We start from the raw sequence: 17916 nt of genomic DNA, 5'->3' as shown, positions 1-17916 counted from the left end.
GGGCATCCGTGCGTGCGCCGCCGCGTGCGCGATCGGGTACGTCTGTGCGGGTATACGCCCGTTCGGGATGTGTGACCCCGCGGCGGTACGTCCATGTATGACAAAGGTGTGACCCTCCGGGGACGGCCCGATGACCGCGCCCGCCGACGGAACATTAGACTCGACAGACCAGCAAGCAACTGCAAGGAGGCACGGGTGCTGCTGACCCGCATCAAGGGACCGCGCGATCTGGACCGGCTCAGCCAGGAGGAGCTCGACCAGCTCGCCGCCGAGATCAGGTCCTTCCTCGTCGACGCCGTCTCCAAGACCGGCGGGCACCTCGGCCCCAACCTCGGGGTGGTCGAACTGACGATCGCCCTGCACCGGGTCTTCGACTCGCCCAAGGACAAGGTCCTGTTCGACACCGGCCACCAGGCCTACGTCCACAAGCTGCTCACCGGCCGTCAGGACTTCGCGGGCCTGCGCTCCAAGGGCGGCCTGTCCGGCTACCCCTCGCGCGCCGAGTCCGAGCACGACGTGATCGAGAACTCGCACGCCTCCACCGTGCTGGGCTGGGCCGACGGCATCGCCAAGGCCAACGAGGTGCTCGGCCGCGAGGACCACCACGTCGCCGCCGTCATCGGCGACGGCGCGCTGACCGGCGGTATGGCCTGGGAGGCGCTGAACAACATCGCCGCCGCCAAGGACCGCCCCCTGGTCATCGTCGTCAACGACAACGAGCGCTCGTACGGCCCCACCATCGGCGGCCTCGCCAACCACCTGGCGACCCTGCGCACCACGGACGGCTACGAGCGCTTCCTGGCCCGCGGCAAGGAGATCCTGGAGCGCACCCCGGTCGTCGGGAAGCCGCTCTTCGAGACCCTGCACGGCGCCAAGAAGGGCCTGAAGGACTTCATCGCCCCCCAGGGCATGTTCGAGGACCTGGGCCTGAAGTACATCGGCCCCATCGACGGCCACGACATCGAGGCCCTGGAGTCCGCCCTGCAGCGCGCCAAGCGCTTCAGCGGTCCGGTCATCGTGCACTGCCTCACCCAGAAGGGCCGCGGCTACACCCACGCGGAGCAGGACGAGGCGGACCGTTTCCACGGCATCGGCCCGATCCACCCCGACACGGGTCTGCCCGTGTCCGCCGACGCCGCCAGCTGGACCTCCGTCTTCGCCGACGAGATGGTCAGGCTCGGCAAGGAACGCAAGGACATCGTCGCCATCACCGCGGCCATGCTCCAGCCGGTCGGCCTGAAGAAGTTCGCGGACGCCTACCCCGACCGCATCTTCGACGTGGGCATCGCCGAGCAGCACGGCGCCACCTCGGCGGCGGGCCTGGCCACCGGCGGAGCCCACCCGGTCTTCGCCGTGTACGCCACCTTCCTCAACCGCGCCTTCGACCAAGTCCTGATGGACGTCGCCCTGCACAAGTGCGGGGTCACCTTCGTCCTGGACCGCGCCGGTGTCACCGGCACCGACGGCGCCTCCCACAACGGCATGTGGGACATGTCCATCCTCCAGGTCGTCCCCGGCCTGCGCCTGGCCGCGCCGCGCGACGCGGAGCAGCTGCGCGCCCAGCTGAACGAGGCCGTCCAGGTCAAGGACGCGCCGACCGTGGTGCGCTTCTCCAAGGGCGTCGTCGGCCCGGCCGTCCCGGCCGTCGGCCGCGTCGGCGGGATGGACGTCCTGCGGGCTCCGGCCCCCGAGGTCACCCGGCCGGACGTACTGCTCGTCTCGGTCGGCGCACTGGCCCCCATGTGCCTGGAGATCGCCGACCTGCTGGACAAGCAGGGCATCTCCACGACCGTGGTCGACCCGCGCTGGGTCAAGCCCGTGGACGAGGCGCTGGCCCCGCTCGCCGACCGCCACCGCGTGGTCGTCACCGTCGAGGACAACAGCCGCGCCGGCGGTGTCGGATCCGCCGTCGCCCAGGCCCTGCGGGACGCGGGCGTGGACGTGCCGCTGCGTGACTTCGGCATTCCGCAGCGGTTCTTGGACCACGCCTCCCGCAAGGAGGTCATGGCCGAGATCGGGCTGACCGCTCCGGACATCGCCCGGCAGGTCACCGGCCTGGTGGCCAGGCTGGACGGGCGCTACGACAGCGAGCCGGCCGCCGCCGTCGACTAGACGGCCCAGGGCGGTATCGGCCACCGGGTCGACGCGCGGTTGCACGTCACGGGCCGGGAGATCACCCTTGAAGGGGTGGGCCTCCCGGCCCGTTCGCGTGCGTCACCTTGTTCGGAGGTGCGTTGGTGAGTACGGATCTGAACAGTCCTTTTCGCACCAAGTCGGTCGAGCAGTCCATCCGGGACACCGAAGAGCCGGAACACGCGCTCAAGAAGTCGCTCTCGGCTTGGGACCTGACCGTCTTCGGCGTCGGCGTCATCATCGGCACCGGCATCTTCGTCCTCACCGGCAAGGTCGCCAAGGAGACCGCCGGCCCCGCCACCGCCCTGGCCTTCGTGGCCGCGGGCGTGGTGTGCGCGCTCGCGGCCCTCTGCTACGCCGAGTTCGCGTCGACCGTGCCCGTCGCCGGTTCCGCGTACACCTTCTCCTACGCGTCGATCGGCGAACTCCCGGCCTGGATCATCGGCTGGGACCTCGTCCTGGAATTCGCCCTCGGTACGGCGGTGGTGGCGGTCGGCTGGTCGGGCTACGTCCGCTCGCTGATGGACAACGCCGGCATCCACCTCCCGGTCTCGCTCCAAGGACCGGACATCGAGGGGGGTACCTTCGACCTGCTGGCCTTCCTCCTGGTGCTGGTGCTCACCGCGATCCTCGTGGTCGGGGTGAAGCTGTCCGCGCGGATCACGGCGCTCGTCGTCGCGATCAAGGTCACCGTGGTGCTGATCGTCATCGTCGCGGGCCTGTTCTTCATCAAGGGCAGCAACTACAAGCCCTTCATCCCGGAAGCGGTGAAACAGGAGGGCGGCGCGGGACTCGACGCGCCACTGGTCCAGCTGATCTTCGGCTACGAGCCCACCAACTTCGGCATCATGGGCATCTTCACCGCGGCCTCCGTCGTGTTCTTCGCCTTCATCGGCTTCGACGTGGTCGCCACCGCGGCCGAGGAGACCAAGCTGCCGCAGAGGGACATGCCGCGCGGCATCCTCGGCTCGCTGCTCATCTGCACCGTGCTGTACGTGGCCGTCTCCCTCGTGGTCACCGGCATGCAGCACTACAGCGAGCTGTCGGTGAGCGCACCACTGGCCGACGCCTTCAAATCCGCCGGGCATCCGGTGTACGGCGGCATCATCAGCTTCGGCGCCGCGGTGGGCCTCACCACGGTCTGCATGATCCTGCTGCTGGGTCAGACCCGCGTGTTCTTCGCAATGAGCCGCGACGGCCTGCTGCCGCGCTTCTTCTCGGTGACCCACCCGAAGTTCCGCACCCCGTACCGGCCGACGATCCTGCTCGGTGTGATCATCGCGATCGTCGCCGGGTTCACCAGCATCAACGAGCTGGCGACGCTGGTGAACATCGGCACGCTCTTCGCCTTCGTCGTCGTGGCCCTCGGCGTGATCATCCTGCGGCGCACGCGCCCCGACCTGCACCGGTCCTTCCGCACCCCGTGGGTGCCCGTGGTGCCGATCCTGTCGATCGCCGCCTCGGTCTGGCTGATGCTCAACCTGCCGGCCGAGACCTGGCTGCGCTTCGGCATCTGGATGGCCATCGGCATCGTCGTCTACTACGCCTACGGGCGCAGCCACAGCCGGCTGGGCCGGCTCGGCCCCGACGCGAAGTACTGACCACGTGCCTAACCCTTGGCGGGGGAGTCCTTCGCGGAGGCCGGGATCTTCTGGTCCTTGCGGAGGGCTTCCCACAGCTGGGTCGCCTGCGGCTCGGCCACGACCACCCGGTTGGGGTCGACCTTGTCGTAGGCGACCGGCAGCATGATGGTCTCCATCGTCTCCGGGTCCACGCCCTTCATGCTCTGCGCGAAGTCGGAGAGCGCGGTGAGCGAGGCGAGGTCGCGGTCGGTGGTCAGCGACTTGGTCGCGGCGTCGGCGAGCTTGTACAGGCGGGCCGGGTTGCCGAAGGCGTCCTGCTTCTTTATCTCGGACAGCATCGCCATCATGAACTGCTGTTGCAGCCCGATGCGTCCGAGGTCGCTGCCGTCCCCGTAGCCGTAGCGGGTACGGACGAACCGGAGCGAGTCGGTGCCGTTCAGCCGGTGCGTGCCCGCGTCCAGCTTGAGCCCGCCCTTGGCGCCGGTCATCGGCTTGTCCAGGGTGACGGTGACCCCGCCCAGTGCGTCGACCAGGCCCTTGAAGCCGGCGAAGTCCACCTCGACGAAGTGGTCCACGCGGACCCCGGACAGCTGCTCCACGGTGTTGACCACGCAGGCCGGACCGGCCAGCGAGTACACCGAGTTGAACATGACCCGCTTGGCCGACGGCAGGGTCTTGCCGTCGTTGGTCTTGCACTCGGGCCGGGTGACCAGGGTGTCGCGGGGGATGCTCACCGCGGTCGCCTTGGCCCGGCCCTCGGGTATGTGCACCAGCATCGCGGTGTCCGAGCGGGCCCCGCTGACGTCGCCGTGGTCGAGGTCGCCGTTGGCGCCGGCCCGCGAGTCGGAGCCGATCACCAGGATGTTCTGCGCGTTCGCGACCACCTTCGGCGGCCGGTTGTCGCCGATCGCCTGGTCCAGGTCGACGCTGGAGATGTTGCCGTCGAGGTGGCTGTACGCCCACCAGCCGGCCCCGGCCGCACCCAGGACCAGCACGGCGACCAGCAGCAGGGTGATCCGCAGAATGCGGCGTCGGCGGCGCCTGGGCCGCGCGTGCGTGTCCGTCATGGGGGTGAATCTTAGACAGATATTCGAACGGCTGAAGCCCGCCCCCCGAAGGGGGCGGGCCAGGCCGTGGATTACCGGTCCGCGACCCGGACTAGGCCGGGACGCTCGCCAGGCCGGGGGCGAGGAACTTCTTGCCGTTCACGCGCTCCGAGACGCCTTCGCGGTCCAGGTACGGCGTGATGCCGCCCAGGTGGAAGGGCCAGCCGGCACCGGTGATGAGGCAGAGGTCGATGTCCTGGGCCTCGGCCACGACACCCTCCTCCAGCATCAGGCCGATCTCCTGCGCCACCGCGTCCAGGACGCGGTCGCGGACCTGCTCCTCCGTCAGGACGCTGTCGCCCTGCACCAGGAGGGCGGCGACCTCGGGGTCCAGCTCCGGCTTGCCGGAATCGTAGACGTAGAAGCCGCGCTTGCCGGCCTTGACGACGGCCGCCAGGTTCGGGGAGACGGTGAAGCGCTCCGGGAAGGCGCGGTTCAGGGTCTCGGAGACGTGCAGGCCGATCGCCGGGCCGACGAGCTCCAGGAGCACCAGCGGGGACATCGGCAGGCCGAGCGGCTCGATGGCCTTCTCGGCGGTGACCACCGGGGTGCCCTCGTCGATGACGTTCTGGATCTCGCCCATGAAGCGGGTCAGGATGCGGTTCACGACGAACGCCGGGGCGTCCTTGGTGAGGACCGCGGTCTTCTTCAGCTTCTTGGCGACACCGAAGGCCGTGGCCAGCGAGGCCTCGTCCGTCTGCTCACCGCGGACGATCTCCAGCAGGGGGAGGATCGCGACCGGGTTGAAGAAGTGGAAGCCGACCACGCGCTCGGGGTGCTGGAGCTTGGAGGCCATCTCCGACACCGACAGCGAGGAGGTGTTGGTGGCGAGGATCGCGTGCGCCGGGGCGACCGCCTCGACCTCCGCGAACACCTTCTGCTTGACGGACATCTCCTCGAACACGGCCTCGATGATGAAGTCCGCGTCCGCGAAGCCCTCGGCCTTGTCCAGGACGCCGGTCACCAGCGCGGTCAGGCGGTTGGCCTTGTCCTGGTTGATGCGGCCCTTGCCGAGCAGCTTCTGGATCTCGGCGTGGACGTAGCCCACGCCCTTGTCCACGCGCTCCTGGTCGATGTCGGTGAGGACCACCGGCACCTCCAGGCGGCGCAGGAACAGCAGCGCCAGCTGCGAGGCCATCAGGCCCGCGCCGACGACGCCGACCTTGGTGACCGGACGGGCCAGGGACTTGTCCGGGGCGCCGGCCGGGCGCTTGCCGCGCTTCTGGACCAGGTTGAAGGCGTAGATGCCCGAGCGCAGCTCGCCGCCCATGATGAGGTCGGCCAGGGCCGTGTCCTCGGCGTCGAAGCCGGCCTGCAGGTCGCCGTCCTTGGCCGCGGCGATGATGTCCAGCGCGCGGTAGGCGGCCGGAGCGGCGCCGTGCACCTTGGAGTCCGCGATGAAGCGGCCCTTGGCGACGGCCGCGTCCCAGGCCTCGCCGCGGTCGACCTCGGCGCGGACGACCTCGGTGGTGCCGTTCAGCACGTTCGCGGTCCACAGGAGCGACTGCTCCAGGAAGTCCGCGCCCTCGAACAGCGCGTCCGCGATCCCCAGGTCGAAGACCTGCTTGCCGCGCAGCTGCTTGTTCTGGTTGAGCGAGTTCTCGATGATCACCGAGACCGCGCGCTCCGCGCCGATCAGGTTCGGGAGGATGGCGCAGCCGCCCCAGCCCGGAACCAGGCCGAGGAAGACCTCGGGCAGGGAGAAGGCCGGGATGGCCTTGGAGACGGTGCGGTAGGTGCAGTGCAGGCCGACCTCGACACCGCCGCCCATCGCCGCGCCGTTGTAGTAGGCGAAGGTCGGGACGGCCAGCGCGGAGAGGCGCTTGAAGACGTCGTGGCCGCCCTTGCCGATGGCGAGCGCCTCGTCGTGCTTCTTCAGCAGTTCGACGCCCTTGAGGTCGGCGCCGACGGCGAAGATGAACGGCTTGCCGGTGATGCCCGCGCCGACGATGGAGCCGGCGGTGGCCTCCTGCTCGACCTGGTCGATGGCCGCGTTCAGGTTGGCCAGCGACTGCGGGCCGAAGGTGGTCGGCTTGGTGTGGTCGAAGCCGTTGTCCAGCGTGATGAGCGCGAAGCGCCCGGCGCCGAACGGCAGGTCCAGGTGGCGGACGTGCGCGGACGTGACGACCTCGTCCGGGAACAGCTCGGCCGCGCCCTTCAGGAGCTCAGCGGTGGTGCTCACTTGGAGTCTCCCTCGGCGTTGAAGTTCGGGTTCTCCCAGATGACCGTGGCGCCCATGCCGAAGCCGACGCACATGGTGGTCAGGCCGTAGCGGACGTGCGGCTGCTCCTCGAACTGGCGGGCCAGCTGCGTCATCAGACGCACGCCGGAGGAGGCCAGCGGGTGGCCGAACGCGATGGCGCCGCCGTACTGGTTCACGCGGGCGTCGTCATCGGCGATGCCGTAGTGCTCCAGGAAGGCCAGGACCTGGACCGCGAAGGCCTCGTTGATCTCGAACAGGCCTATGTCCTCGATGGACAGGCCGGCCTGGGCGAGGGCCTTCTCGGTGGCCGGGATCGGGCCGTAACCCATGACCTCGGGCTCGACACCCGCGAAGGAGTACGAGACCAGGCGCATCTTGACCGGGAGGTTGTTCTCGCGGGCGAAGTCCTCGGACGCGATGATCGCGGCGGTGGCACCGTCGTTGAGACCGGCGGCGTTGCCCGCGGTGACCCGGCCGTGCGTACGGAACGGGGTCTTCAGGCCGGCCAGGTTCTCCAGGGTGGTACCCGGGCGCATCGGCTCGTCGGTGGTGACCAGGCCCCAGCCCGTCTCACCCGCGGCCTCGTTGGTGTTGCGCACCGAGATCGGCACCAGGTCCTGCTGGATCTTGCCGTCGGCGTACGCCTTGGCGGCCTTCTCCTGCGAGCGCACGGCGTACTCGTCGGCGCGGAGCTTGGTGATCGTCGGGTACCGGTCGTGCAGGTTCTCGGCGGTCATGCCCATGAACAGGGCGGACTCGTCGACCAGCTTCTCGGAGACGAAGCGCGGGTTCGGGTCCACGCCCTCGCCCATGGGGTGGCGGCCCATGTGCTCGACACCGCCGGCGAGGGCGACGTCGTACGCACCGAAGGCCACGCCGCCCGCGACGGCGGTCACGGCGGTCAGCGCGCCGGCGCACATGCGGTCGATCGAGTAGCCCGGGACGGACTGGGGGAGACCGGCGAGGATGCCCGCGGTACGGCCCAGCGTGAGGCCCTGGTCGCCGATCTGCGTGGTCGCGGCGATGGCGACCTCGTCGATCTTCTTGGGGTCCAGGTCCGGGTTGCGGCGCAGCAGCTCCCGGATCGCCTTCACGACGAGGTCGTCGGCGCGGGTCTCGTGGTAGATGCCCTTCGGGCCCGCCTTGCCGAACGGGGTGCGGACGCCGTCGACGAAGACGACGTCCCTGACGGTACGAGGCACGTTGGCTCTCCTCCAGGTACGGGATGGCGCTGCTGCGCGGGGGCGGCTCGGCCGGTGTGGCTGAGCGCCCGCTCACCCGGCCCATGCTACTTGCGGGTAACCCTTGTGCACACCCCCTCCCCCAACAGCGGTGAACGTCACACTCCCGCACCGCGTGCGCACCCCGTGCGCTCCCCGCGCGCGCCCGTCCGATCGGAGCGCGCCGGGCTACCCGAACGGGTCGAACACCGTCCCGCACGGTCGCGTCGACGGTCCGTCGCAGGCCGCCCCTCCCGATCCTGGCCCGGTCTCGGCTCTCCGGCGACCCGACCGGACCGAGCGGACCGAAAGGGGCCCGCCATGGATGTCATCACCACCGACCACGCCGTACCCCACGTCTCCCAGCTCCCCGTCAACAAGGGGGAGACCATCAACCTCTTCGTGCGCGAGCGCGACGGTACGAAGAACCCCGCGGAGCGCACCGCGGTGCTGATCTTGCATGGCCGCAGCATCCCGGTGCTGCCCGGCGCCGACTTCGGCACGGGCAAGTACAACTGGATGATGTTCTTGGCCGACGCGGGCTACGACGTCTTCGCCATGGACCTCCAGGGCCACGGCCGCTCGTACCGGCCCCCGGTGATGGACGACCCCCGCAACGCCAACCCCAAGCAGCAGGGCATCGTCCACGACGGCCACCCGCTGCCGGGGCCGGGACCGGACCCGGTGCAGGACCCCCGGCAGCTCGGTGACACCCGCAGCGACGTGTCCGAGGTGCACACCGTCGTGGAGTTCATCAAGAAGCGGCACAACCTGAAGAAGGTCGCCCTCCTGGGCTGGTCCGCCGCGGCGCAGGCGTTCGGTCCCTATGCCATCCAGTACCCGGAGAACGTGACGAGCCTGTTCCTCCTGGCGCCGGTCTTCCCGCCGGACGGCCCGGCCGCCCTGAGCGGGACCAACTGGGATCCGCCGCTCGGGCTGCCGCGCACCACTCCTGTCGAGACGTGGGGCTTCCCGATGAACCTCCTCAGCAGGAAGGGCTTCGCGGACGCCTGGGCCAAGGAGCTGGGCTGTCCCGGCCAGCGCGACGACGGCATCGAGGACAAGGTGTGGGCCGCGATCATGGAAAGCGACACGCTGGGGCGCACCTGGGGTCCGACCGTCTCCGGGGCGCCGCAGGGGGTGCTCCGCTACCGGAACCCCTTCTGGTGGGGCTGGAACAAGACCGGGGCCAAGCTGCACGGCGTGCTCGGTGACAAGGTGCCCGTGCTGATCGCGTACGGGGAGCGCGACAAGACGGTCAACAGTCCGCCGGGAACCGTGCCCTTCCTCTCCGTCACCGAGCTCTACAAGACCATTCCGGGCGCGAGGAAACTGATGTTCAAGGTGGCCTGCGCCGGTCATCAGATCCCGTGGGAGCGGGTGTCCAAGCACGTCCACCACCTGTCCCGCGAATGGCTCAAGCACACCGCGATCGACGGGCACACCCAGGGCAGCTTCCTCATGGACAAGGACGGCAACATCACCTCCGCGCCCTGAGACGCGCGCAGGCCCCCGGCGGGGAGCCGGGGGCCTGCGCGTGGTGGAGCGGGATCAGGCGGTCGCCGCCAGGGCGGTCAACAGGGCGGCGGTGACCTGCTCGATCTGCCACGGGCGGGCGCCGTAGCCGGCCAGGGCCTCGGCCACCGCGTCCGCCTCGAGCCGCTGCGGCGGCTCCCAGCACAGCCGGCGGACCGTGTCGGGGGTGATCAGGTTCTCCTGGGGGAGGTTCAGCGCCTCCGCGAGCGCCGACACGGCCGCGCGGGCCGCCGACAGCCGGGCCGCGGCCGCCGGGTCCTTGTCGGCCCAGGAGCGCGGCGGCGGGGGACCGGCCGGCGAGGTGCCGGGCTGCGGCAGCTCGTTCTCGGGCAGGGCCTTGGCCCGGTCCACGGCGGCCATCCACTGCTCGAGCTGGCGCCGGCCCATGCGCTGCCCGTAGCCGGGCAGGGCGGACAGGGTCTGCACGTTCGCCGGCAGGGCCAGGGCGGCCTCGACGATCGCGGCGTCGCCCAGCACCTTGCCGGGTGACACGTCACGCCGCTGCGCGATCCGGTCCCGCGACTCCCACAGCTCCCGTACGACCGCCATCTGCCGGCGGCGGCGCACCTTGTGCATGCCGGAGGTGCGGCGCCACGGGTCCTTGCGCGGCGGCGCGGGCGGTGCGGCGGCGATCGCCTCGAACTCCTGGCGGGCCCACTCCAGCTTGCCCTGCCGGTCCAGCTCCTTCTCCAGGGCGTCCCGCAGGTCGACCAGCAGCTCCACGTCCAGGGCGGCGTAGCGCAGCCACGGCTCGGGAAGCGGGCGGGTCGACCAGTCGACCGCGGAGTGGCCCTTCTCCAGCGCGTAGCCGAGCACGCTCTCGACCATCGCGCCCAGTCCGACCCGGGGGAAGCCGGCGAGGCGGCCGGCCAGCTCGGTGTCGAACAGGGAGGTGGGCACCATGCCTATTTCGCGCAGGCACGGCAGGTCCTGGCTGGCGGCGTGCAGGATCCACTCGGTGCCGGACAGGGCCTCCCCGAGTGCGGAGAGGTCGGGGCAGCCCACGGGGTCGATGAGCGCGGAGCCCGCGCCCTCGCGCCGCAGCTGCACCAGGTAGGCGCGCTGGCCGTAGCGGTACCCGGAGGCGCGCTCGGCGTCGACGGCCACCGGGCCGGTGCCGGCCGCGAAGGCCGCGACCACACGGGCCAGGGCCTCGGCGTCGGCGACGACCGGGGGGATCCCCTCGCGGGGTTCGAGCAACGGAATCGGCGGCCCATCGGACGAACTGACGACGTCGTCCGGGGGGCCGCCCCCGGTGGTGGTGCGCAGGTCTGCTGCGGTCTCTTGGGCGTCGGTCACCGGTCAAGGGTATCCGTGGATGCGCCGCGCCCGTCGCCGGAACGATCCGTCGACGGGCGCGAGGAGGGAAGGCGGACGTTTCCCGGGGTTTCCCCGGCATTCGCCCGGGAGCCCCGGCCCGGAGCCGGGACGCGTCCTAGTGGATGATCCCGGTCCGCAGGGCCACGGCGACCATCCCGGCCCGGTCGCCGGTGCCCAGCTTGCGGGCGATCCGGGCGAGGTGGGACTTGACGGTCAGGGCGGACAGGCCCATCGAGACGCCGATGGCCTTGTTGGACTGGCCCTCCGCGACGAGGCGCAGGACCTCGACCTCGCGGCCGGAGAGCTCCCGGTAGCCGCCCGGGTGGCTCGGGGCACCCGGGGGGCGGCGGTGCATACGGGCGGCGGCGGCGCCGATGGGGGCGGCGCCGGGCCGGCTGGGCAGCCCGATATTGGTCCGCGTGCCGGTGACGACGTAGCCCTTCACTCCGCCCGCGAGGGCGTTGCGCACGGCGCCGATGTCGTCGGCGGCGGACAGGGCCAGGCCGTTGGGCCATCCCGCGGCGCGGGTCTCGGAGAGCAGGGTGAGACCGGAACCGTCGGGCAGGTGTACGTCGGCCACGCAAATGTCGCGCGGGCTGCCGACGCGGGGGCGGGCCTCCGCGATGGACGACGCCTCGATCACGTCACGTACTCCGAGGGCCCACAGATGGCGGGTCACGGTGGAACGCACGCGCGGGTCGGCCACGACGACCATGGCCGTCGGCTTGTTCGGGCGGTAGGCGACCAGGCTTGCGGGCTGCTCGAGAAGAACGGACACCTAGGCCTCCTGGGGGAGTGGCGGGACGGCCGGCTCGGGGAAGGAAGCCGGTGCGAACCGTGCGGATGGTCACTGACTCCTTCGGCACGTCACCCGCCCGGCTTTAGGGAATGATCACGATTTGGTGAGTAACAATTCGGGCAATTCGGACGCACGATCGATCATAGGGTGATCAGAAGCCCACAACGGACGCCGTGTTCCGACACGTCATCGAGGACTTCGACCGGATGTTCCCCGCTCCTCGCGCGCCGTCGGGCCGGGCGGCTACGGGTGGTGCGGACCGCGCCGCTGCGGCAGGGAGACCACGCCCGTGACGCTGTCGGTCGGCCCGACCGGCGGCAGCCCCGCGATCTGGCACAGCAGCTCGCACCACGCCGACAGGTGCGCCGAGGTGTCCGGGACCCCGCCCACGCCCTCGCGCGGCGTCCACGAGGCCCTGATCTCGATCTGCGTGGCCGGGCGCCGCTCCGCGAGCCCGCCGAAGTAGTGCGAGCTCGCCATGGTCACGGTCCCGCTGGCCTCCCCGTAGGCCAGGCCGCGCGCCTCCAGCGCCCCCGTCAGCCAGGACCAGCACACCTCGGGCAGGAGCGGGTCCGCGGCCATCTCCGGCTCGAGTTCCGCCCGTACGAGCGTCACCAGCCGGAAGGTCCCGTGCCAGGCCTCGTGCCCGGCCGGGTCGTGGAGCAGGATCAGCCGGCCGTCGGCCAGGTCGTCCTCGCCCTCGACGACGGCCGCCTCCAGGGCGTAGGCGTACGGCGCCAGTCGCTGGGGCGGTTTGGTGGGGTCGATCTCGATCCCCGGACGCAGCCGCGCCTTCTTCAAGCCGTCGACCGCCCGCCGGAACGGGAGCGGGACGGAGCTCTCCTTCGCGCTGTCCATACCGTCGGCGCCATCTGAAAATCGTCCCTGAGCCGCAGCCATGCGGGGAAGACTAGGCGGAACGGGCGCCCGTACGGCGCAGGGACACCCGCACCGGGCCGGACAACTCTTCATACGTGCGAAGATTCGGGTCGTGAGCGCCAACGACCGCCCGACGGGCCAGCCGAGTCAGACGTACGATTCCGCCTTCCTGAAGGCGTGCCGGCGGGAGCCGGTGCCGCACACCCCGGTGTGGTTCATGCGGCAGGCCGGGCGCTCGCTCCCCGAGTACCGCAAGGTGCGCGAGGGGACCCAGATGCTCGAGTCGTGCATGCGGCCCGACCTGGTCACCGAGATCACGCTGCAGCCGGTGCGCCGCCACAAGGTGGACGCGGCGATCTTCTTCTCCGACATCGTGGTCCCGCTGAAGGCCATCGGGGTCGACCTGGACATCAAGCCGGGCATCGGCCCGGTCGTCGCCCAGCCCATCCGCCGCCGCGAGGACCTCGCACAGCTGCGCGACCTCACCCCTGAGGACGTCCCGTACGTCACCGAGGCGATCGGCATGCTCACGGGTGAACTGGGCTCCACGCCGTTGATCGGTTTCGCGGGTGCGCCTTTCACCCTCGCGAGCTACCTGGTCGAGGGCGGCCCCTCGAAGAACCACGAGCACACCAAGGCCCTGATGTACGGCGACCCGGAACTGTGGGCCGACCTGCTGGACCGCCTCGCCGAGATCACCTCCGCCTTCCTGAAGGTCCAGATCGAGGCCGGGGTCTCCGCCGTCCAGCTCTTCGACTCCTGGGTCGGCGCGCTCGCCCCGGCGGACTACCGCCGCTCGGTGATGCCGGCGTCGGCGAAGGTCTTCGAGTCGGTGGCCTCGTACGGCGTGCCCCGCATCCACTTCGGCGTGGGTACCGGAGAGCTCCTCGGCCTGATGGGCGAGGCCGGCGCGGACGTCATGGGCGTCGACTGGCGGATCCCGATGGACGAGGCCGTCCGCCGCGTCGGCCCCGGCAAGGCCCTGCAGGGCAACCTGGACCCGGCCGTGCTGTTCTCCACCCCCGAGGCCGTGGAGGCCAAGACGGACGAGGTCCTGGCCGCGGCGGCCGGCCTGGAGGGCCACGTCTTCAACCTGGGCCACGGCGTCCTGCCGACGACGGACCCGGACGCCCTGACCCGCCTGGTGGACTACGTCCACACCAAGACGGCCCGCTGAGCGAACGGTTAGCCGGCCGGGACCTCCCGGCCGGGTCGGCCCCGCGCGGGGAAACCGCTGGTGGACCGGGGACGCGCTGGGCAGGGTGTGTGTATGAATCAGGTAACCCACTGGATCACCACGCCCCTCACCCCCGACCTCCTGCGCGGAGCCCTGGAGGTGGAGCGCACCGGGCGCGGGCTGCTGCCGCACCGGTTGCCCGCCCGGGCCCGGGCCCAGTTCGCCGACGGGCAGCTGGCCAGGGTCGAGGCCCAGCCCTCCGGCGTACGGCTGGCGTTCCGCACGCGGGCCACCGCCGTCGAACTGGACGCGCTCCGCTCGAAGTTCGCCTACCAGGGCGCCCCGCCCCGGCCCGACGGCCTCTACGACCTGCTCGTCGACGGCCGACCCGCCGGGCAGGGCCGGGTGAGCGGCGGCAACGTCCTGCTGGTGGACATGGTCACCGGCTCCGTGGAGACCCGGCCCGGCCCGGCCGGCACCGTGCGGTTCTCCGGCCTCCCGGACCGCCTCAAGGACGTCGAGGTCTGGCTGCCGTACAACGAGATCACCGAGCTGATCGCGCTGCGCACCGACGCCCCCGTCGAACCCCTGCCGGAGACCGGCCGCAGGCAGTGGGTGCACCACGGCAGTTCGATCAGCCACGGCTCCGACGCCGCGAGCCCCAGCACCACCTGGCCGGCGCTGGCCGCCTCGCTCGGCGGAGTGGAACTGACCAACCTGGGCCTGGGCGGCAACGCCCTGCTCGACCCGTTCACCGCCCGCGCCCTGCGCGACGCCCCCGCGGACCTGATCAGCGTCAAGATCGGCATCAACCTCGTCAACACCGACCTGATGCGCCTGCGCGCCTTCGGGCCCGCGGTGCACGGCTTCCTCGACACCATCCGCGAGGGCCACCCGACGACTCCGCTGCTGGTCGTCTCCCCCATCCTGTGCCCCATCCACGAGGACACCCCCGGTCCCAGTGCCCCGGACTTCAGCGGCCTCGCCGAGGGCAGGCTCCGGTTCCGCGCGGTCGGCGACCCCGCGGAGCGGGCCGCCGGGAAGCTGACGCTGCGCGTCATCCGGGAGGAACTGGCCCGCCTCGTCGCGCAGCGGGCGGCCGACGACCCGCACCTGCACCACCTCGACGGCCGCGAGCTCTACGGGGAGAAGGACGCCGCCGAACTGCCGCTGCCCGACGATCTGCACCCGGACGCGGCCACCCACCGGCGCATCGGCGAACGCTTCGCCGCGCGGGCCTTCGGCGACGGCGGCCCCTTCGCCGGGCCGACGCCCTGATCCGGCCTGGTCCGCGCCCTGATCTGACCTGATCGGGCCTGATCCGCCTCGATCCGGCCTGATCGCGGGGCCGGCCCTAGACCGCGGCCCGCACGGCGGAGACGGCCTTGCGGGCCGCGACCAGGACCGGGTCCCAGACCGGGGAGAAGGGGGGTGCGTAGCCCAGGTCCAGGGAGACGACCTGTTCCACCGTCATGCCCGCCGTGAGCGCGACCGCCGCGACGTCCACCCGCTTCGCGGAGCCCGCCCCGCCGACGATCTGGACCCCCAGCAGGCGGCCCGTGCGGCGCTCCGCCAGCATCTTGACCGTCATCTCCGCCGCGTCCGGGTAGTAACCGGCCGTCGTGGTGGAGGTGATGGTCGCCGTGACGAACCGCAGCCCCGCCTCCAGCGCGTCCTTCTCGCGCAGGCCCGTACGGGCGATCTCCAGTTCGCAGACCTTGCTGACGGCCGTGCCGACGACCCCGGGGAAGGTCGCGTAGCCGCCGCCCACGCCCGAGCCGATGACCTGGCCGTGCTTGTTGGCGTGCGTGCCGAGGGGGATGTGCCGGGTGCGGCCCGCGACGAGGTCCAGGACCTCCACGCAGTCGCCGCCCGACCAGATGTTCTCGTGGCCCCGGACCCGCATCGAGAGGTCCGTGAGGAGGCCGCCCGAGGGGCCGAGCGGCAGGCCCGCGGCCCGGGCCAGGGCCGTCCGGGGCTCCACGCCGATGCCGAGCACGACCACGTCCGCCGGGTACTCCTCGCCCGCCGCCGTGGCCACCGCGCGGGCCCGGCCCTCCTCGTCGGTGAGGATCTTCGTCACCTCGGCGCGGGAGACCGTACGGATCCCCATGCGGTTCATCGCGCTGTGCACCAGGCCGCCCATGTCCGGGTCCAAGGTGGCCATCGGCTGCTCGCCCCGGTGCAGGACGGTCACCTCGTACCCCCGCCCGACCAGGGCCTCGGCCATCTCCACACCGATGTAGCCCGCTCCGACCACGACCGCCCGACGCCCTTGCGCACGCGCGAGGGTGTCCATCAGGCGCTGGCCGTCGTCCAGGGTCTGGATGCCGTGGACCCCGTGCGCGCCGATGCCGGGGAGCCCGGGGCGGACCGGTCGGGCGCCCGTCGCCAGGACGAGCTTGTCGTAGGCCGTCCAGGATTCGGCTCCGGAGTCCAGATCGCGGGCGCGGACCCGGGAGCGGGGCAGGTCGAGCTCCACCACCTCCGTACGGGTGCGCAGGTCGATGTCCCGGGCCCGGTGCTCCTGCGGGGTGCGGGCGATCAGGTCGTCCCGCTCGGGCACCAGGCCGCCCACCCAGTACGGGATCCCGCAGGCGGAGTACGAGGTGAAGTGCCCGCGCTCGAAGGCGACGATCTCCAGCTCCGCCGGGCCCTTGAGCCGCCGGGCCTGTGACGCGGCGGACATGCCCGCCGCGTCACCGCCGACCACCACCAGTCGTTCCCTTGCCGCCGCCATCGTCCGCACGCCCCTTCGCCGCCGCCCACCGGATGGTGAACACGCTACGGGCGAACGCGCGTTCAGTCGCGCGCGTCGGCCTCGGCGGGGTCCTGCGACGGCGGCGGGGCAGTCGCCGGACGGGCCGCCGGGACCGCGACCGCCGGGGTCGGGCCCGTCTTCGGCTTCGCCGGACGCAGCCGGCGGTACAGCCGGAAGCCGAGCCCCACCAGCGCGGCCGCCAGCGCGAACGGCAGCAGCGCGCCGACCGCCACCGTCAGGTAGCGCACGATCCTCGTGAAGACCTCCCAGCCGCCGCCCAGGGCGCCCAGGAACGTCGGGTCCTTCTCCTTCTCCTTCTGCGCCGCCGGCTCCGCGGGCGGCTCCGAGACCTCCAGCGTGATCGTGCCCAGCGAGGTCTGGTCCTTCAGGGCCGTCTGCTGCGCCAGCAGCGACTCCAGGTCGGACTGGCGCCGGCTCAGCTCGCTCTCGAGCATCACCACCTCGCTCAGCGCCGACGCCTTGCCCATCATCTCCCGCACCCGGGCGACGCTGGCCTGCTGGGACGCCACCCGGCTGCCGATGTCGGCGACCTTCTCGGTGACGTCCTGCGCCTCGACCTTGCGGTGCAGGAGCTTGCCGCTGCCCTCCATGGCGCCGAGCACCGCGTCGTAGCGCTCGCCCGGCACCCGCAGGGTGAGCGTGGAGGTCATCCGGCCGTCCCCACCGCGTTTGGTCGACTCGTTGCCGACGTAGCCGCCGGCCCCGTCGGCCGCGGTGCGGGCCGCGGCGAGGGTCTTCTGCACGTCCTGCGTCTCGATGCCGAGCGTCGCCGTGCGGATCACGTTCGGGCGGACGGCGACCGGCTGCTGCCCGCTCCGGTCGGCGGAGACGGCGCCGGACGCCGCCGGGGCGGGGGCCGCGGCGGCCCCCTTCGCACCCTCCGGGGCCTTGTGGTCCTGGGCGGGTGCGACCGCCGCCGTGTCGTTCGCGCTGCCCCGGCTCTCGCCGGAGGCGCCGCAGCCGGTGAGCGTGAGCGCCCCGGCCAGGAAGAGGGCGGCCGCCAGGCCCGCCGCAGAGCGATGCATCGTGTCAAACCCCCGAGTTTCGGCTGGTGTTGCCGTTTCGACGTACAGGGTCCCGTCGCGGGTTTCACCTCGGCGGTTCCGGGCCGGTCCCGATGCGGTCACGGTCCGGCCTCGGCGCGCGGCCGGTGATCGGTCTGAGACGATGTGTCCATG

The 17916-nt window shown here is 71.6% G+C and carries 13 protein-coding genes; 5 read left to right on the top strand and 8 right to left on the bottom strand.

Going from position 1 to position 17916, the window contains the following annotated elements; all coding sequences use genetic code 11:
- Nucleotides 1-195 precede the first annotated feature (195 nt).
- Nucleotides 196-2112 carry a 1-deoxy-D-xylulose-5-phosphate synthase gene (dxs, locus tag AB0D44_RS13070; RefSeq protein WP_362588828.1) on the top strand — a complete coding sequence of 639 codons (1917 nt, stop codon included), beginning with the start codon at nucleotides 196-198 and terminating at the stop codon, nucleotides 2110-2112.
- Between the two features lie 125 nt (nucleotides 2113-2237).
- Complete coding sequence (locus AB0D44_RS13065) at nucleotides 2238-3734, top strand: amino acid permease (protein ID WP_362588825.1); 1497 nt, start codon at nucleotides 2238-2240, stop codon at nucleotides 3732-3734.
- 8 nt (nucleotides 3735-3742) lie between these two features.
- Here the strand turns inward: AB0D44_RS13065 and AB0D44_RS13060 are convergent, their stop codons facing one another.
- The 3 genes from AB0D44_RS13060 to AB0D44_RS13050 all read right to left on the bottom strand — a co-directional run bounded on the left by AB0D44_RS13060 (nucleotide 3743) and on the right by AB0D44_RS13050 (nucleotide 8227).
- Nucleotides 3743-4783: an LCP family protein gene (locus tag AB0D44_RS13060; protein WP_362588823.1), complete on the bottom strand. Its 1041-nt coding sequence runs from the start codon at nucleotides 4781-4783 to the stop codon at nucleotides 3743-3745.
- 91 nt (nucleotides 4784-4874) lie between these two features.
- The gene (locus tag AB0D44_RS13055; RefSeq protein ID WP_362588821.1) at nucleotides 4875-7004 is read right to left on the bottom strand and encodes a 3-hydroxyacyl-CoA dehydrogenase NAD-binding domain-containing protein; all 2130 of its coding nucleotides are present in this window, start codon (nucleotides 7002-7004) and stop codon (nucleotides 4875-4877) included.
- Nucleotides 7001-8227, bottom strand: a complete 1227-nt coding sequence (locus tag AB0D44_RS13050) for an acetyl-CoA C-acyltransferase (protein WP_030234769.1) — start codon at nucleotides 8225-8227, stop codon at nucleotides 7001-7003. Before AB0D44_RS13050 ends, AB0D44_RS13055 begins: the two co-directional genes overlap by 4 nt.
- A gap of 339 nt (nucleotides 8228-8566) precedes the next feature.
- On the opposite strand from AB0D44_RS13050, the gene AB0D44_RS13045 reads away from it, so the two are divergent.
- The gene (locus AB0D44_RS13045; protein ID WP_362588819.1) at nucleotides 8567-9742 is read left to right on the top strand and encodes an alpha/beta fold hydrolase; all 1176 of its coding nucleotides are present in this window, start codon (nucleotides 8567-8569) and stop codon (nucleotides 9740-9742) included.
- A 54-nt stretch (nucleotides 9743-9796) separates the two neighbouring features.
- Here AB0D44_RS13045 and AB0D44_RS13040 read toward each other — a convergent pair whose 3' ends face one another.
- From AB0D44_RS13040 to AB0D44_RS13030, 3 genes are all read right to left on the bottom strand, one after another.
- Nucleotides 9797-11080, bottom strand: coding sequence for a ribonuclease D (locus AB0D44_RS13040; protein WP_362588817.1), 1284 nt, complete (start codon nucleotides 11078-11080; stop codon nucleotides 9797-9799).
- 136 nt (nucleotides 11081-11216) lie between these two features.
- Entirely contained in the window at nucleotides 11217-11879 is a 663-nt protein-coding gene (locus AB0D44_RS13035; protein WP_069922445.1) for a response regulator transcription factor, read from the bottom strand.
- Between the two features lie 264 nt (nucleotides 11880-12143).
- Complete coding sequence (locus tag AB0D44_RS13030) at nucleotides 12144-12800, bottom strand: DUF3000 domain-containing protein (RefSeq protein ID WP_362588814.1); 657 nt, start codon at nucleotides 12798-12800, stop codon at nucleotides 12144-12146.
- 91 nt (nucleotides 12801-12891) lie between these two features.
- Here AB0D44_RS13030 and hemE point away from each other — a divergent pair, with 91 nt between their 5' ends.
- Nucleotides 12892-13956, top strand: coding sequence for a uroporphyrinogen decarboxylase (gene hemE, locus AB0D44_RS13025; protein ID WP_362588811.1), 1065 nt, complete (start codon nucleotides 12892-12894; stop codon nucleotides 13954-13956).
- 93 nt (nucleotides 13957-14049) lie between these two features.
- Nucleotides 14050-15234, top strand: coding sequence for a GDSL-type esterase/lipase family protein (locus AB0D44_RS13020; protein WP_362588808.1), 1185 nt, complete (start codon nucleotides 14050-14052; stop codon nucleotides 15232-15234).
- Between the two features lie 76 nt (nucleotides 15235-15310).
- Here AB0D44_RS13020 and AB0D44_RS13015 read toward each other — a convergent pair whose 3' ends face one another.
- Together AB0D44_RS13015 and AB0D44_RS13010 are read right to left on the bottom strand one after the other, a co-directional pair.
- The gene (locus AB0D44_RS13015) at nucleotides 15311-16696 is read right to left on the bottom strand and encodes an FAD-dependent oxidoreductase (protein WP_362588805.1); all 1386 of its coding nucleotides are present in this window, start codon (nucleotides 16694-16696) and stop codon (nucleotides 15311-15313) included.
- A gap of 62 nt (nucleotides 16697-16758) precedes the next feature.
- Complete coding sequence (locus tag AB0D44_RS13010) at nucleotides 16759-17763, bottom strand: DUF4349 domain-containing protein (protein ID WP_362588802.1); 1005 nt, start codon at nucleotides 17761-17763, stop codon at nucleotides 16759-16761.
- Between the last annotated feature and the right edge of the window lie 153 nt (nucleotides 17764-17916).

It is taken from the genome of Streptomyces sp. NPDC048349, from assembly GCF_040651925.1.
Taxonomy (GTDB): domain Bacteria; phylum Actinomycetota; class Actinomycetes; order Streptomycetales; family Streptomycetaceae; genus Streptomyces.
Note: the sequence above shows the minus strand (reverse complement) of the source record. Positions and strands in the feature narration are given on the sequence as shown.

What these genes read in the sequence shown, in the direction of transcription:
- AB0D44_RS13060 (WP_362588823.1), bottom strand. Translation starts at nt 4,783, where the DNA reads ATGACGGACACGCACGCGCGGCCCAGGCGCCGCCGACGCCGCATTCTG.
- AB0D44_RS13045 (WP_362588819.1), top strand. Translation starts at nt 8,567, where the DNA reads ATGGATGTCATCACCACCGACCACGCCGTACCCCACGTCTCCCAGCTC.
- AB0D44_RS13030 (WP_362588814.1), bottom strand. Translation starts at nt 12,800, where the DNA reads ATGGCTGCGGCTCAGGGACGATTTTCAGATGGCGCCGACGGTATGGAC.
- AB0D44_RS13020 (WP_362588808.1), top strand. Translation starts at nt 14,050, where the DNA reads ATGAATCAGGTAACCCACTGGATCACCACGCCCCTCACCCCCGACCTC.
- AB0D44_RS13015 (WP_362588805.1), bottom strand. Translation starts at nt 16,696, where the DNA reads ATGGCGGCGGCAAGGGAACGACTGGTGGTGGTCGGCGGTGACGCGGCG.
- AB0D44_RS13010 (WP_362588802.1), bottom strand. Translation starts at nt 17,763, where the DNA reads ATGCATCGCTCTGCGGCGGGCCTGGCGGCCGCCCTCTTCCTGGCCGGG.